Below are 14,495 nucleotides of genomic sequence, written 5' to 3'. Positions count from 1 at the left end.
GGTCCGGCGCGCTATAACATTTTCCGGTGCGCGGATTTCAGCGCGCTGATTGCCGTATGGTAAGTCACGATCCCGATTTTAAGTTTCGCCAGCAGATGCAGCAGCGACGCGCCGTAATCGCACGAACCGGACGGATCTTTAAGCGCGGCAAACTGTCCGGCCTGCCAGTCCTCCAGCATTTTTATTCCGGCATTCTGGGCCTGCACCAGCCAGTTTGAGGCTCCGCTTTCAAACCCCGTTTCCACCAGCAGCAGCGCGGTTTCGGCGCTTGCCGCCGAGGGTTGCTTGCGCAGTTTGGCGAGCGCGTTGAGAATAAGCACTTTAAACAGCCGTTCAATGCGGCTGTCCATATAATCAAGCCCGGTTTTGCGGATGCGGGGCAATAACGACCGCAGCATGTCAATTCCCGCGCAATCGCCGGTAAGGGCGAACTCTTCCAGCTTCGCGGTAACAAATTTACGGGTGCCGGCTATGGCGTCGGCCTGAATCTCGTCCGGCAGGCCCAGTTCCAGCGAATGCCAGTGCTCAATAATCGGCAGATAATCTCCGAACGTGCGGAAATGACGGTCCTGAATATCGGAAATCTTGCCGCGGTACATATCCTCCAGCACGGCACGGCGCGCCTCCGGGATAAGATCTTTCATGCCGTAATGTTCGCGCCCCATGATCCGCTCGACGGCCGGGCCGATTCCGTCCCAGATCCGCTCCGCGTCAAGATGCTCCAGAAATCCGAACAGCTCGTTGAATTTCGCTTCCGTTTCCGTTACGCTCACATAACAGCGCGGCGCCAGCGAGCTGGTCACCGTGGCGAAATAAACCGCCGGCATCCTGCGCCCGGTGACGACGTTCTCGGTGCCGAGCAGCCCCGCGCTGAAAGTGCCCCCGTCCAGCTGCCGGAACACGGATTTTTCGCGGCTGAAACGGTACGAGTACAGGCCGGAATTCCTGCCGGGGTTGCGATACAGCGTCCTGATGCCGAATTCGGCGATAATGTTTTCCCCTTTCATCAGGGAAGGCTTGGCGAGCTTGTCATACACCGCCGCGCCGTCCTCAAACCGCGAATAATTCGAGGGCGCGGCTTTCAGCCTCACACGGAACTGCGCTTCCAGACTGTCATAGCCGAACCGGGCCGCCAGGTCAATCGCGCGGACGGCGTATTTGAGATTCTGCGCGGACTCTATGCGCGAGATGTCGGAGAAAAACCAGCCGCAGCTGGTAAACATGAACATCGCATATTTCTGCATTTCCAAAAGCCGCAGCACGGCGGAAACGCTCTCCTGGTCCGGCTGGGCGGCAAAGTGCGTGTTGATGAACCACTGAAGGTTGCCGGGATCAAGAATGACCCTTATGTAATCATTGCGCGCCTGCCAGGGGTTGCGGAGATATCTGGCGGATTCGGTTTCATAAACCCCCGCGAGCGTTACGGAGAGCCAGTCAAGTGCGGCGCGCAGAGGCGCGCGCCAGCGGTGCTGGTTATTGCCTTCCTGCCCGCAGCTGCAGTCGCCTTTCCAGCGCGTTACGCCATGGCAGCAGCTCCAGGAAGTGCCTTCTCCGCCTTCTCCCGGCTTGAGCTGCACTTCCCATTGAGGCGGATGCGATTTGAGATAGGCGCTGTAATTGGTCACTTCGTAACCGTGCTTTTTCAGCGCGGCGGTAAACAGATGCGCGAGCGTGAGATCGGCGAATTTGCGATGATGTCCGTAAGACTCCCCGTCAGTGGCCACGCTTACAAGCTGGTCTTCGGCGGGTGAAGTGTCGAAACACGAACCCAGCCGCTGGCACAGGGTATGAGAGTCTTTCATGGCGTCTTCAAACGCGACGGCTTTGGAAACGGGCCCGTCATAGAAAAACACCGCTATCGAACGACCGGGAAGCGGAGCGCCTGTCGCTTCATCGCGATCATGCCAGATATAGGGCCGGCGCGGATCAATGGTGCCGTTGGAAACGTCAATCCATCTGGCGGCGCCCGCCTTGCGGGTCCGCAGCGCCTGCGACACATCCAGAATAACATACTGCATGCGCTGGTCAACAAGGAGTTTGAGGGTATCGTCATTACAGGCGGTTTCCGGGCACCACATGGCGGCCGGCTGCTCGCCGAACCGGTGCCGGAAATCCTCAAGACCCCATAAAACCTGGGTCAGCCGGTCGCGGAAAGGCGTGATGGGCAGAATGGTGTGATTGTAGGCGTGCGCGATGCCGTTGCCGCAGCCAAGGCGCTGCGCGCTTTTCTTGTGTCCTTCGATCACGCGGCGGTAATCTTCCGGAAACGCTTTCTCGTACCACGACAGCAAGGTCGGCCCGAAATCGAAATTCATGAACTCGTAGTTATTGGTGACGCCCTCGATAGTGCCGTCGGGCGCGTTTATGCGGGCGGTGCCGTTGGGATTGTAACATTCCTCCGCGATGCGCTCGTTCCAGTCGTGCGCGGGCGCGGCGGAGGTCTGCTCTTCGACATAGCCCAGCCACGGATTCTCGCGCGGAGGCTGATAAAAATGCCCGTGAATCACAACATATTTCTTTCCGTGCGTCTGCGCTTTGGCGTTCATTTGTTTTCCTTGAAACCGGGCCGCGTCCGCATTAACCTCCGCGCCGGACCGGCGGCATGGCAACCGCTAATGTTATTTGATATGATTTACAGGGATATTATATAAAATAAGAGTCCTGAATCTTCACCGGAGGTATGGATATGAGGAAATTATCAACTCTGGCGGCTTTATTCGCATTGTCCGCCGCGGGCGTTTTCGCCCAACAAGCCGAGCAGTTGGAAATGGTGGAAATTGTGGAACCCGCCTCCACCGCCGCTTCGCCGGCCAGCATAAAAACCGTCGGACAGAAACAGTGGGAGTATTACAAGAGCGTTTCTGACACCACGGACGAGAAAGTCGCGCAGGCGCTCCTTAGTTCCGTTGACGCCTGGCTTATCAATTACGCCAATGAAGACACCGGCGACGACGCCCTGCTCCTGAAAGCCGAACTGCAGGCTCAATTGAAAGATTCCAGAGGCGCGATAGTGACTCTGGTGCGCCATACCTACGAATATCCCGACTCGGATCTCAGTTTCACGCTCAGAAGCAAACTGACCCGCATGATAGACAAAAACGTGTCCAGCAAAATCCGCCCGGAACTGGACAAAATAAAGGAAGGTTCCAAACTCGCCACGAAAGCGGAACGGCTGGCGGAATTCCTGAAAAACATGTCCGACGGCACGATGGACTTTTTCTACGAGCCGATGCTGCTGGAGTTCGAGGCGTTCTATGCAAAGTATCCGGGCTATCCGCAGATGGACGCCATTGACCTGGCGCTGGGCAAACTCTGCGCCACGCACGGGCTGTCGCAGCCGGCGGTGTTTCAGTACAACAAGATCTCGGCGGTCTACCCCAACAGCGCATTGCGCCCGCAGGCGCGACTGCTGGCGGCCGGGATTTATGAAAACAGTCTGAAGAAATATGACGAAGCGATGTCTGTTTACCAGTCCATCGTGAATGATTTTCCCGCGAGCGAAACCGCCAAAACCGCTTACATCAAAATCGCCAAACTGGCGGAAAAGCAGAAACAGTACTCGCTCGCGGCCGACGCCTATAAAACGCTCGTCGAGAAATACCCTAAGACCGACGACGCGTTCAACGCCTATATGGACAAGGCGGAACTGCTGAAATCCCGGATGTCGGACTACGCCGGCTCGATCGAAACGCTTTCACAGGCCGCCACCATGTTTAAAGGCGATTCCGCCAAAAGCATCAAAGCGCTTGCGGAAGCCGCGGCAACCGCCGAAAAAAACCTGAAGGATTACGGCCAGCAGGTAAAACTGCTGGAGCGGATCGTAGAGGAATATCCCGATTCGGTGCAGGCGCCGGAAAGTCTTTTCGCGACGGCGGAAATCTGCGCGGACAAGTTAAAAGATCCGGATCGCGCCGCCCTTAAATATCAGCAGGTGATAGATCGCTATCCCGGCAACTCGCTGGTGAAAAAAGCCGAAAAAGCGCTCAAGAAACTTCAGTCAAACTAATCAGGGTTTCATTTCCCTTCAAAAAACCCCCGCTGTGAAGCGGGGGTTTTTTATAAATTCCGCTCCCAAAAACCGGGGGCCGGCCCGGCATAATGATTGCCGGCATGGCTCAGGCAGAGGGATGAAGTGTGCAACCCTGCGCAAGCAGGGCAGACGAAAGCTGGACCAAAAGAACCCCCCGGCTTGCGGAAAGCGTAATAACAACCGGCACGCCAATGGCACAGCCGGGGGAGGTTCATTCAGCCGCCCGAAACGGGGATCGCGCAAAAAAGCGCGCGCCGCCAACCGTTTGAACAGCCGGCGGTGTCAAAAACCCGCGCGAAAGCGCGCCTGGCCGGAATAGCCGGGGTCAGGAAAACGATTTTGTGAATTTCATCGGCGCGGGAATACAGATCTCTTTCATGCATTTAAGGGCGAAGGCATCCGTCATGCCGGAGATATAGTCGGTGACGATATCAATGCTGTCGCCCCCGCCCGATTCGTAAAAACCGCGCATGCCAAGCAGATAATCGCCGAAAAACACGTCGGTCATGCGGCGGGATTTTTGATAGGCCGCCGGATCGGTTCCGAATTTTTCCAGCCGGAGCATATAATAGCCGAACAGCGTGCCCACGAGATTGTTGATGTATTCCGTATAATCTTCAAGCTCCGGGCTAAGGTAGATGTTCCTGTAATTGAACTCGCCCAGCGATTTGACCAGCCCGTATTTCTGGTCAGAAAACCCTATTGCCCCGGTTTCAGTGGAATTCTCGATAAGATCTTCAACAAGCGCGCTTATGATTTCGCCGTTGGACTGGCCCAGCTCCCCGGCTATTTCCTTGGGAATATCCTCCCATTTGAGCAGGCCGGCCTTTATCGCGTCCTCGATATCGCGGCCCAGATAGGCGATCTTGTCGGACAGCTTCACCACGCACCCTTCGAACGATGCGGGCGCGCAGTTGCGGTCCTTTATCTCGTCAAGCCGGTTGACAACGGCGGCGGGCCGCAGGCGGTTCGCTTCAAAATTCTCGCCGTTGTGGCAGATGACCCCGTCTTTTACGGCGTAGGTGAGATTCAAACCCTTGCCGTAGTTGGCGAGTTTTTCCACCACCCGGTAGCCGTTGATTTCATGCAGAAACGCGCGGCGCGGATCGCGCCGGCGCACTTCCGCGTCAAGCGCGACCTCGCCGTCGTGCCCGAACGGCGGATGCCCCAGGTCGTGCGCCAGGCCTATCGCGGAGGCCATGTCGGGATCCAGCTCCGATCCCGGACGGAACCGGTTGATGCCGTGGCAGATAGTGGCGGAAATGCTGGAAACATGAAGCACATGCTCGATGCGCGTGCAGATATGATCGTTTTCCGGCGCGAAAAAAACCTGTGTTTTATGCTTCAGCCGGCGAAACGCGAGCGAATGGATTATTTTTGTCTGGTCGCGGTAAAAATCGCCGCGGATATCCTTTTGAAGCGGATATGTGCGCTGGCGGTAAATTTCAGGCGGCAGCGGATTTTTAAACCCGGTCCACGGCGGCGAATTGAAAAGCCCCATCTCCCCTCCTCGCCCGCGCTGTCAAGCGCGGCGGCAGTCCTGTTTCTTAAGCATTATGTCCACGATGGTCGGATCCACCTGTTCCATGCCGACGGTGGAAATATGCGCCAGATTGCGGATGGTTTCCTCGGCGGTTCTGCCGATAAACCCCTCCACTTCGGTTATGCCGTAGTTGTGCATGCCCATATAGGCGGACCGGATGCTGGAGTCCACACTGCTGACTATTTTCAGCGCACACCCGCTTTTCGCGCCGTCGCACAGCATCCCGCCCAGATCGCTTATGAGATTGTTGATGGCAAGCGAAATGGCGCTTAAATCCGGCCCTTTCAACTGATAAACCATCGCCGCCGTTGCGCCCACTCCGGCGGCTATGGAACAGCCGCAGATCGGGGCCAGCCCGCCGGTATAGGTTTTCACATAGGAGTTAAGCAGGTGGGAAAGCGCGATGCTCCGGTAAATCCGGTCCGGGCGGACCCTGAGCACTTTGCCGAAATTGTACGGCGCGAGTATCGCCACAATCCCCTGATTGCCGGACTCGCCGCTCGCCATAACCGGGATCGGCAGGCCCTCCATCCGCGCGTCGGACGCATAAGCGGTGAGCATTTTCGTTGAGGAAAACACGTCGTCATGCAAATAACCCATCCGCACCAGCTCGGCAATATAAAAACCCACTTTTTTCAGCTTGCGGCCGCATCGGGATGCGGCGAGATTCATCTTCACGCCCGCCTTGATATAATCAAGATCCTCTTTGTCGGCGGATTCGGCGGACTTTACCATTTCAGCAAGCGACAATTCGGTCAGTTCCTTCCGCCATGCGGCGTTTTTTTTGACGCAGGCGTTTTTTTTCAGGTCCGTGAGCGTTTTCCCGTTCCTGCTTGAAAACGACACCTCGGTATGGCTGGCCGAGATGGTGCAGACCGCGCGGTTTTTGCCGCCCGCCGCGCGGACTTCGATATATATTGTCTTTGCCAGCGGTTCCACGCTGGCCTTCACCCGCCCGCTGGCCACAAGCCCGCGCGCCCGTTCCAGCAGTTTCGGAGTGGCCGCCTTGAGAATTTCCATTCCGGCTCCGGGCTCGGCAATCAGCAGGCCCAGCGCGCCGGCTATAAGGTTGCCCTTTTCACCGCCGGTGTTCGGCACGTTTACTCCCAGGCCGTTTTTATAGGTTCCGGCGTCAAGAATAAAAACCGCCTCCGTCGCCGGCTCGCCCAGAATCTTCGCCGCATGCGCGGCGCATAACGCGACGGAAACCGGCTCCGTGCAGCCCATGGCGGGATAAACCTGGTTTTTCAGGACTTCTTTCAGAATACCCATTCTTTTCTCCGGCTATCGTTCGAATTTTATCACACCGCTTGCGCGAAAACTGTAATGCTCGTTCTTGCCGATGATTATATGGTCCAGAACGGCGATATCAAGCGCGCGGGCGGCGCGGATGATTTCTTCCGTGATCAGGATATCCTCGCGCGACGGAGTCGCGTTGCCCGACGGGTGGTTATGCACCAGAATCAGGCTCGCGGCCCGCGCCTTCAGCGAGTTCTCAACCACGCGGCGCGGCGAAACGGCGGCCCGGTCAATGGTTCCGCTCGACAGGCGCTCGCACCCGATGACGGTGTTTTTGATGGTAAGATAGAGCACCTCGAAAATCTCGTCTTTCTCGCCTTCCAGCGACGCGCGGCAGAAATCCACCACCTCGTCCGGCGAACGCAGCATTTCCTTTTTCTGCAGCGACCCCATGAAATAGCGCTTCATCACCGCGCGCAGAAGCGTCAGCAGCGTCACCGATTCGCGGCCCATGCCCGGCACTTCAGACAATTCCTGCGGCTTCGCGTCCAGCACTCCCGAAAGCGTGCCGAATTTTTTCAACAGCGCCCACGCCAGCGGCTTGGTGTCGCGGCGCGGGATGGAATAGGTGAGCAGCAGTTCCAGAACCTCATGATCAAGCAAAGCGTCAAGCCCTGCGGCGCGAAAACGCTCGCGCAGCCGCTGGCGGTGGCCTTCATGATGTTGTTTGGCGTTGCTGTCGGACATATTCCTGATCCAAAGCCGGTAAATACAATTATACAGTAATTCGTCACTTGCAGTGGAGAAAAGTTTTATAAAAAGTTATCATATATGGCAAACGGACGGCAAAGGGGTCATGCGATGTTTGACAAAATAAAAGATTTCGCAAAACTGGCCGCGCAGATGCGCGACATAAAAAAACGGCTCGACGAAACGCTTCTTGAACTGGAAACCGCAGATCACGGCATCAAAATAACAATCACCGGCAGCCAGGAAATAAAGAAAATCAGCTTTGCCTCCGATCCCGCCGCGCTGGACAGGACCAGGCTGGAGGCGGACCTGGTGCAGCTGGTCAACAAAGCCATCCGCGATTCTCAGGCGACGGCGGCTTCCCAGATGGGTTCCATGCAGGGTCTGCTAAATGGCTAAGTGCGAAAAAATCATAGCCGTCATAGGCGTTTCGGAAGACGAAACCAAATACGGTTTTAAAATATTCCGCGATCTGGCCAAAGCCGGCTGCACCGTCTACGGCGTGAACCCCAAAGGCGGAAATATTTTGGGCCGCGCAGTATGTAAAACTTTCGGAGAACTGCCGGTAACGCCGGAACTGGTGATTACCGTCGTGCCTGCGGCGGTCACGGAACAGGTGGTGGAGGAATGCATCCGGCTCGGCGTAAAATCTCTCTGGATGCAGCCCGGCAGCGAAAGCGACGCCGCTATTGAAAAAGCCCGCGTGGCCGGCATTGCGGTAACGGCACGCGCCTGCTTTATGGTAACTTTCGGATTCTGGTAACACAAAAAAGGAACCAGCCATGCAAACCGTCACCAAAGAAATTCTCGACTCCGTCGCGGCAAGCCTCAACAGGGCCGATCAGGCCCAGGCGCAGAACATAACGCACGCTCTTGGCGAACGGCAGCCGGCTGTTATGGGCTTTCTTTTCAACGCCGGAGAAGGCATTTTCAACGAGGAGGAGCGCGAGTGGTTTTCCTATCTGGGTATCGCGCTTTTAAAATCCGCGCTGGAAACGGATCCGAAGCTGCCGGCGATAACCGGTGAAATGCTTGAGGACTCCGCGGCCGACGCCGTAGAGTTCGTGCGGATCCTGCGCCAGCGGGATGAAACGAAAACCGGCCTGCCGGACGAGATGACCGCTCTCCTGGCCGGGCACAAACAGCCGGAAATGATAAAATTTCTCGTCGCGGCGATGAGCGTCGCCAGCCAGGAAGAAACACGCAAGGTGCGCGACGACTGCGCCGGCACGATGTTCTTCTTTTTGAAAATCCTTATAGACACCATTGACCGCGCCGCCGCGCCGGAGGCATAGTGCAATACGCAAGACTGGGCAGCACCGACCTGCAGGTTTCAAAAGTGGCGCTGGGGACCTGGGTGTTTGGCGGAAGCAACTGGAGCGGAGCCGACAAAACCGACTGCGAGAACACCGTTTCCGCCGCGCTCGACGCGGGTATTAATTTTATAGACACCGCGCCCGCCTATGGCTGGGGGCTGGCGGAGACGATAGCGGGCACCGCTGTCAGGAACCGGCGCGCCCGCGTGATTCTCGCCACAAAATGCGGCTTGAAAAACTCGAACAGCCGGCCGGAGATCTGCCTGAAACCGGATTTCATCCGGGAAGACGCGGAACGCTCGCTCATGCAGCTCGGCACCGATTACATAGATCTGTTCCAGATCCACTGGCCCGATCCGAAAACGCCTATCGCGGAATCAATGGGCGAACTCGCGAGGCTTAAGCAGGAAGGCAAAATACGGCATATCGGCGTCTGCAATTTCGACGCGATACAGCTGGCTCAGGCTGTCGAATGCGCGCCGGTAGCCTCCGTGCAGAACCAGTTTTCGTTTTTAAAGCGCGAGGAAGCCGAAAGCGTTTTCGCCATCTGCCGGAAAGCGGGGATTTCATTTCTGGGATACGGAACGCTGGGCGGCGGCATTCTTTCGGACAAATACAGAACCGCGCCGGAATTCGCCAAAACCGACGCGCGCAGGTTCTTCTACCGCCATTTCTCACCCAACAACGGCATCTTCGACCGGTCAGCATCGGCCGCGCACGGCATGAGCGAGCTGGCCGCGCGCCAAAACGCCACCGCCGCGCAATGCGCCATCAGCTGGGTGCTGGCACATGACGCGGTGACTTCCGCGTTATGCGGCGCGCGCAACCCGCAGCAGGTCCGGGAGAACGCGGCCGCCGCCGACCTGGCCATCCCGCTAGACGCCTATGCCGGCATAAAATACTGATGACCCCGGCGCAGGCGGCGTTCGATGCGGTAACGCGGCTTCTGCCTGCGCTTCGCGAAAACAAAAAGCGGGAAACAGCGCGCCTTGTTTACGAAATCTGCAAGCGTGACGGCCTGGCTCCTCAGGCGGTACTGGACAGTCTGCGCGGTTTGAAATTCCAGCGGCTGAAAGCGGCACTGCTGAAAAAACGGTATCCCTCGCTTTACGGACGCGTTCCGGCCGCCGCATACTACCTGCCCGGGCTTGACCTGTCCGAGCCGCGCGCGCCCTATCAGCCCGGCGCAATGCCGCATGAATTCCGCCCGAAACTGATTTATATCGAAAAAACCGCATGCGAGACTCCTCTTGCCGGGCGCGCAAAACTGCTGTATCCGAACGCCGGGCTTGTGGAAATTGACACCGTATCCGAATTTGTGAAAACGGGCGGGCTCGCCGGCGCGGATTATAACGCGCGGCATGAAAGACTGCTGCTGTTCAAAGAACGTTATGATTTTATAAAACCCTGCCCCTGCACAAAAAACTGCGTCTGCTGCGGCTACAACGTGCTTAATCTGGGGTTTGGCTGCGTGTTTGACTGCGAATACTGCTTCCTGCAGGAATACCAGAATTTTCCCGCCGTCGCGCTGCCCTGCAACGTTGAGGATTTTCTTGATAAAATCCCCTCCGCCGCGCTTAGCCGCGGCATGTTTAAAACCGCGCGCCTGGGAACCGGCGAATTCACGGACTCGCTGGTTTTCGACCATCTGACCGGCTGGGCCAAAACCATCGCGCGCCGGTTTGAGGATTTCAAGAGCGTCACTTTCGAGTTTAAAACAAAAAGCGTCAACTGCGGCGCGTTTTTTGAAATGCGGCCCGTGGAAAACATTGTGATTTCCTGGTCGTTAAATCCGTCCGGAACGGAATGTGAACACTTCGCTGCGGCGGTGGCGCAGCGTATTAAAACCGCGGCGGAACTGGCAAAACTCGGCTGGCGAGTGGGTTTCCACTTCGACCCCATGATTCTTTACCCCGGCTGGCAGAACGGATATAAAGAAACCGCCGCCGAAATGTTAAGCCTTGTCCGCCCGGACAGAATCGCGTGGATCAGTGCTGGCACTCTGCGGTTCCGGCCGCCGCTGAAAAAAACCATTGAGGCGCGGTTTCCCGCAAACACTATTTTAGACAGCGAGCTGATTCAGGGATTTGACGGCAAAATGCGGTATTCCGATTCTGCGCGCGCCGACGCCTACCGCACACTCAAGAAACAGATTGACTTGAGCGGCGGTGAAAAAATACCTTTTTATCTGTGCATGGAAAACGCCGCGATGTGGAGCCTGTGCGGGCTTACCCCGGCCGCCGGCTGACTCTCCCTGCCCTCGGAACCGTTATTATGGCGCTGAAAAAAATGCCGCAAACGCGGCGCGCCGCACGCCCGGACAAACAGGCAGGGAATGAGCCCCGCTTAACAGCCGGCGATCAATTCCGTCGCTTGACTCTCCCGCCGGGCATTTCTTCTGCGGCAGACTGCCGTCTGCCGCGCGGACGGAAATACATCGCCCGCTCTTCCGCCGGCTCATCCGGCTTTGGCACGGGCCTCTGGTTTCAGAAAGAAATTTTAGGAAGTTTAATCTTTGGCAGGCTGACGCCTGGCAGAACCGTCCCGCCGGCTCTGGCATTGAGGTCCGCAATAATGGACGCGGAGCCTCTGCGAACCTGTTCCAGCTGCGAATCCGACTGTGTCTGAAGCTGCGCGATCTGCCTGACCAGCTCCGCGCGCGCCTGCGCCTGCAGCTTATCCACTTCCGCCGCGGCCTGCTGCCTGTATTTGTCAATTTCCCTGCCGACAAACTGGTTAAGGCCTTTGGAAATTTCGTCAGACAGATTGGACTCGATCGCAATAGCCGGCCTGTCCCATTCGCCCGCAAGCCGCACTTTCACTTCCAGAGTTTTCATGTTCGCCAGCGCGGTTTTTAACGCGGCGCGCACGATCTCGAGAGTAGTGGAATCTGCCTGCATGTCGGCCGTAAGGCTCACGCCTTCCACACGAACCGCAAGAGTTGAGTCAAGCACTCCGCCGGTTACCGTCGCCGCGCCGGTTGCCGACACTGTGCCGCCGCCAGCCGTGATTTCTATTTCCGACGGCGAGCCCGCCTTGATTTCCGCGAGCGGGAACCCGGACAGCTGCACCGACCCGCTGTCCGTTCCCGGCCGGGCCGTTCTGTCAAACGTGGCGGACACGGCAAGACTGCGCGGGCCGCTCGTCCCGCGCGCAGTCAAATGGGCAGGCTTGCCGTAAAGCGCGGGCTGGCTGGTTATGCCATCGGCCTCGCCGTAAAATTTAAAAGCCGCGCGTTCCGCGGGTTTGATTTCGCCGGTAATATAGAGTTTTTCTATCGCGAATGACGGATAATTTTTCTCTTTCGGGAACTCAATCACGGAACCGGTTCCAACACGGGCCGCATTATCCGCCCGGGCGGTGTTTTCCGGCATATATTTCCGCGTCGCGCCGTACCAGTTCAGAACGGTATCCACTTTCCCGGTCACGGCCGGGCCCAGCAGATAGTCGGTAATCGCATGGCTGTCAAGCGACGGGACTTTCATGCCCGCCATTACCGTTTCGATATCGGCTTTTCTGGCCGCGTCAAGCTGCCGGACTGACGCGTTCGCCGCCGCAACTGTCTCCTCGGCGGCGCGCCCCATCCGCTCCGCCTCATCCCTGAGGCGGCCGGCTTCCTTTATGATAGCCGCGCCTTCCGTCACTTTCTTTATCGGATCCTTTATATCATTCAAACTTTTTGCCCGGTCAGCCAGCGCCTGCAAACCGGCGGGGAAATCCGCCGCTTTGAATTTGTCCCGCCATAGCGCGGTGTCGGCCTCCAGTCCTGCTTTAAGCGCGGCGGCGAGCGCCGGAGTTTTTAGCGCGTCAAATTTCACCTGCGCGAGATCCATTCCGCCGGCTTTAAGCTCGGAAAGCCGCCTGAGCGAAAATTCCTTGCCCGCACCGGCGACTTCCGCCATTTTGCGCGACATGAAACCGCTTTCCCTTGCTTTTGGCAGCGCACAGGAAGTTTTACGGACGGTGCCGAACTTCAGCCCGGTCAGTCCGGCTTCGGTAATGATAAATTTCTTTTCCAGCAGAGGGCGGCCCTGAAACGACAGTTCCAGCCGCTCGAATTCGAAAATATTTTTAAACGGTTCGTTTTTGTCACCCACCGTCACGGAGTGAACCGAAAGGGACGGCGGGAAGAATTTCGTCCTGACTTTCGCTATCTCGGCTTTGGCGCCAGCCGCCGACTGGGCCGCTTTTGTCAAACCCCAGCGCAACGCCGGGTCTGTCCCGAACAGACAGGCCGCCCAGATCAGAACCAGTATGCCCAGCCTCGGCAACAAATATTTCCAGCGCATCAGTTCCCCGTCCTGAAATACCAGTCCACTGCCCAGCTGCGGCGCAGGTAGCGCACCAGCCGCGACTGCCTGACCTTTTCCGCCAGTTTTTCATGGTAATAAACCGCCGCCCGTCTTGCGGACAGATAGGCGGGAACAAAAACCATTATGCCCAGCACAAGATTGCCCAGCACAATTGTATTGTTAAAAGCCGTCCACGGCACAAACGGCGCGTTATACAGCGCGGTCCAGAACCCGGCCAGCGCCGTGGCTTTGACAAGCAGCGCGTAACCGACAATGTTCGCCAGCGGATCATAAACCGCGCCCAGCGCGCTTACGGCCGCCGCCACCGCCAGCCCGACCGCCGCATTCGTGCGCAGCAGCATAAGCAGCACCAGAAGCAGCTGCGCGGTAAGATTGGCTTTGGGCACCATGCCTATCACCACGCCGAAAGCGGCGCCGAGCGCCACTTCGGAAGGCGAGGAATTCTGCGTCAGGCCCTGCACCAGTTTCCTTAATATTCCCAGCGGAGTCATCAACAGCCCCTGTTATCTGTTCCCGGCGGATTCAACAGCCCCGGCGGACGGTTTCTCCGCCAGCACTTCTTCCACAAGGCCCGCTATATCCTTGTCATATTCCGGGCTGTAGCCCATCCACATGGTAACCACCTTGTGATCCCGGTCCAGCAGATAAAGCTGGGGCACGCCGCGTATTGTGTAGCGCGCGCCGACATCCTCATCACCCAGCGCGGCGGAAAACTTTACTCCGTTCGACTGCACGAAACCGGCCATCCGCTCCGGCGAAGGCTCGAAAGCGACGGTCACCACATGCAGGCCCTGCCCGTTATATTTGTCATGCATGGTGTTAAGCGCCTTCATCGCGACACGGCAGTACGGACAGCGCGTGGTTATAAACGCGATCAGCACGGGTTCGTCCTGCATATCGGCCAGATCTACGGTTTTTCCTTTTTCATGCGACGGCAGCCTGAAATAGGTATCTCTCTTTATATAAGGACGGTCAGCCGTTTTTTTGCCGGCTGTTTCAGCAGCCGGAACCTGTTCCGCCTTGACTTTCGAACCGGCCCCGGCCAGACTGACCGGCGCCGCCGCAGCGGGCGGGGTTTCCTGCCCGGCGGACTGGCCCGCTCCGCCAACCCCGGTTTTGGCAGGCACGGGTTTTTCAGTTTCCTCTCCGCCTGATCCGCACGCGGACAGCAGAAAAAGGGATACCGCGCAAACCCAAAGTCCGGCAACCAGTCTGATCTGTTTCATATACAGAATTATCTTATATTGCGGACAGGCTGTCCAGAGGGGCTGTTTGCAAAGTGCAAAATATATATAATATATTTT

13 protein-coding genes are annotated in these 14,495 nt (G+C 57.4%); 6 read left to right on the top strand and 7 right to left on the bottom strand.

Features of this window, described 5'->3' with window-relative positions:
- Positions 1–11 precede the first annotated feature (11 nt).
- Positions 12–2,546, bottom strand: a complete 2,535-nt coding sequence (locus PHW69_01165) for a DUF3536 domain-containing protein (GenBank protein MDD4003796.1) — start codon at positions 2,544–2,546, stop codon at positions 12–14.
- A 140-nt stretch (positions 2,547–2,686) separates the two neighbouring features.
- Here PHW69_01165 and PHW69_01160 point away from each other — a divergent pair, with 140 nt between their 5' ends.
- Positions 2,687–4,006, top strand: a complete 1,320-nt coding sequence (locus PHW69_01160) for a tetratricopeptide repeat protein (protein MDD4003795.1) — start codon at positions 2,687–2,689, stop codon at positions 4,004–4,006.
- A gap of 349 nt (positions 4,007–4,355) precedes the next feature.
- Here PHW69_01160 and PHW69_01155 read toward each other — a convergent pair whose 3' ends face one another.
- Genes PHW69_01155 through radC form a run of 3 tightly spaced genes read right to left on the bottom strand, consistent with a single transcriptional unit; the run spans position 4,356 to position 7,559 of the window.
- Positions 4,356–5,531, bottom strand: a complete 1,176-nt coding sequence (locus PHW69_01155) for an HD domain-containing protein (GenBank protein MDD4003794.1) — start codon at positions 5,529–5,531, stop codon at positions 4,356–4,358.
- Between the two features lie 21 nt (positions 5,532–5,552).
- Entirely contained in the window at positions 5,553–6,845 is a 1,293-nt protein-coding gene (locus PHW69_01150; GenBank protein MDD4003793.1) for an L-serine ammonia-lyase, iron-sulfur-dependent, subunit alpha, read from the bottom strand.
- A gap of 12 nt (positions 6,846–6,857) precedes the next feature.
- Entirely contained in the window at positions 6,858–7,559 is a 702-nt protein-coding gene (gene radC, locus PHW69_01145; GenBank protein ID MDD4003792.1) for a DNA repair protein RadC, read from the bottom strand.
- A gap of 114 nt (positions 7,560–7,673) precedes the next feature.
- Here radC and PHW69_01140 point away from each other — a divergent pair, with 114 nt between their 5' ends.
- The 5 genes from PHW69_01140 to PHW69_01120 are packed head-to-tail and all read left to right on the top strand — an operon-like array spanning position 7,674 to position 11,126.
- Positions 7,674–7,961, top strand: coding sequence for a YbaB/EbfC family nucleoid-associated protein (locus PHW69_01140; GenBank protein ID MDD4003791.1), 288 nt, complete (start codon positions 7,674–7,676; stop codon positions 7,959–7,961).
- A complete protein-coding gene (locus PHW69_01135) occupies positions 7,954–8,325 on the top strand; it encodes a CoA-binding protein (GenBank protein MDD4003790.1) in 372 nt (123 codons plus the stop codon). The genes PHW69_01140 and PHW69_01135 overlap by 8 nt, the downstream gene beginning before the upstream one ends.
- Before the next feature lie 19 nt (positions 8,326–8,344).
- Entirely contained in the window at positions 8,345–8,857 is a 513-nt protein-coding gene (locus tag PHW69_01130) for a hypothetical protein (GenBank protein ID MDD4003789.1), read from the top strand.
- Positions 8,857–9,783 carry an aldo/keto reductase gene (locus PHW69_01125; protein ID MDD4003788.1) on the top strand — a complete coding sequence of 309 codons (927 nt, stop codon included), beginning with the start codon at positions 8,857–8,859 and terminating at the stop codon, positions 9,781–9,783. Before PHW69_01130 ends, PHW69_01125 begins: the two co-directional genes overlap by 1 nt.
- Positions 9,783–11,126 carry a hypothetical protein gene (locus PHW69_01120; protein MDD4003787.1) on the top strand — a complete coding sequence of 448 codons (1,344 nt, stop codon included), beginning with the start codon at positions 9,783–9,785 and terminating at the stop codon, positions 11,124–11,126. Before PHW69_01125 ends, PHW69_01120 begins: the two co-directional genes overlap by 1 nt.
- 238 nt (positions 11,127–11,364) lie before the next feature.
- Here the strand turns inward: PHW69_01120 and PHW69_01115 are convergent, their stop codons facing one another.
- From PHW69_01115 to PHW69_01105, 3 genes are read right to left on the bottom strand one after another with little or no spacing between them, the layout of a single operon-like run.
- The gene (locus PHW69_01115; protein MDD4003786.1) at positions 11,365–13,167 is read right to left on the bottom strand and encodes a TIGR03545 family protein; all 1,803 of its coding nucleotides are present in this window, start codon (positions 13,165–13,167) and stop codon (positions 11,365–11,367) included.
- Positions 13,167–13,682 carry a TIGR03546 family protein gene (locus PHW69_01110; GenBank protein ID MDD4003785.1) on the bottom strand — a complete coding sequence of 172 codons (516 nt, stop codon included), beginning with the start codon at positions 13,680–13,682 and terminating at the stop codon, positions 13,167–13,169. The genes PHW69_01115 and PHW69_01110 overlap by 1 nt, the downstream gene beginning before the upstream one ends.
- A 12-nt stretch (positions 13,683–13,694) precedes the next feature.
- Positions 13,695–14,417 (bottom strand): TlpA disulfide reductase family protein, encoded by a 723-nt coding sequence (locus PHW69_01105; protein ID MDD4003784.1) that lies wholly within the window; start codon positions 14,415–14,417, stop codon positions 13,695–13,697.
- Positions 14,418–14,495 lie beyond the last annotated feature (78 nt).

The sequence above is a fragment of the Elusimicrobiaceae bacterium genome (assembly GCA_028700325.1).
Taxonomy (GTDB): Bacteria; Elusimicrobiota; Elusimicrobia; order Elusimicrobiales; family Elusimicrobiaceae; genus JAQVSV01.
Note: the sequence above shows the minus strand (reverse complement) of the source record. Positions and strands in the feature narration are given on the sequence as shown.

Bases quoted from the DNA above. Each gene is read 5' to 3' on its own strand.
- PHW69_01155 (MDD4003794.1), bottom strand. From the start codon at position 5,531: ATGGGGCTTTTCAATTCGCCGCCGTGGACCGGGTTTAAAAATCCGCTG.
- PHW69_01120 (MDD4003787.1), top strand. From the start codon at position 9,783: ATGACCCCGGCGCAGGCGGCGTTCGATGCGGTAACGCGGCTTCTGCCT.
- PHW69_01135 (MDD4003790.1), top strand. From the start codon at position 7,954: ATGGCTAAGTGCGAAAAAATCATAGCCGTCATAGGCGTTTCGGAAGAC.
- PHW69_01110 (MDD4003785.1), bottom strand. From the start codon at position 13,682: ATGACTCCGCTGGGAATATTAAGGAAACTGGTGCAGGGCCTGACGCAG.
- PHW69_01130 (MDD4003789.1), top strand. From the start codon at position 8,345: ATGCAAACCGTCACCAAAGAAATTCTCGACTCCGTCGCGGCAAGCCTC.
- PHW69_01160 (MDD4003795.1), top strand. From the start codon at position 2,687: ATGAGGAAATTATCAACTCTGGCGGCTTTATTCGCATTGTCCGCCGCG.
- radC (MDD4003792.1), bottom strand. From the start codon at position 7,559: ATGTCCGACAGCAACGCCAAACAACATCATGAAGGCCACCGCCAGCGG.
- PHW69_01115 (MDD4003786.1), bottom strand. From the start codon at position 13,167: ATGCGCTGGAAATATTTGTTGCCGAGGCTGGGCATACTGGTTCTGATC.
- PHW69_01150 (MDD4003793.1), bottom strand. From the start codon at position 6,845: ATGGGTATTCTGAAAGAAGTCCTGAAAAACCAGGTTTATCCCGCCATG.
- PHW69_01165 (MDD4003796.1), bottom strand. From the start codon at position 2,546: ATGAACGCCAAAGCGCAGACGCACGGAAAGAAATATGTTGTGATTCAC.
- PHW69_01140 (MDD4003791.1), top strand. From the start codon at position 7,674: ATGTTTGACAAAATAAAAGATTTCGCAAAACTGGCCGCGCAGATGCGC.
- PHW69_01105 (MDD4003784.1), bottom strand. From the start codon at position 14,417: ATGAAACAGATCAGACTGGTTGCCGGACTTTGGGTTTGCGCGGTATCC.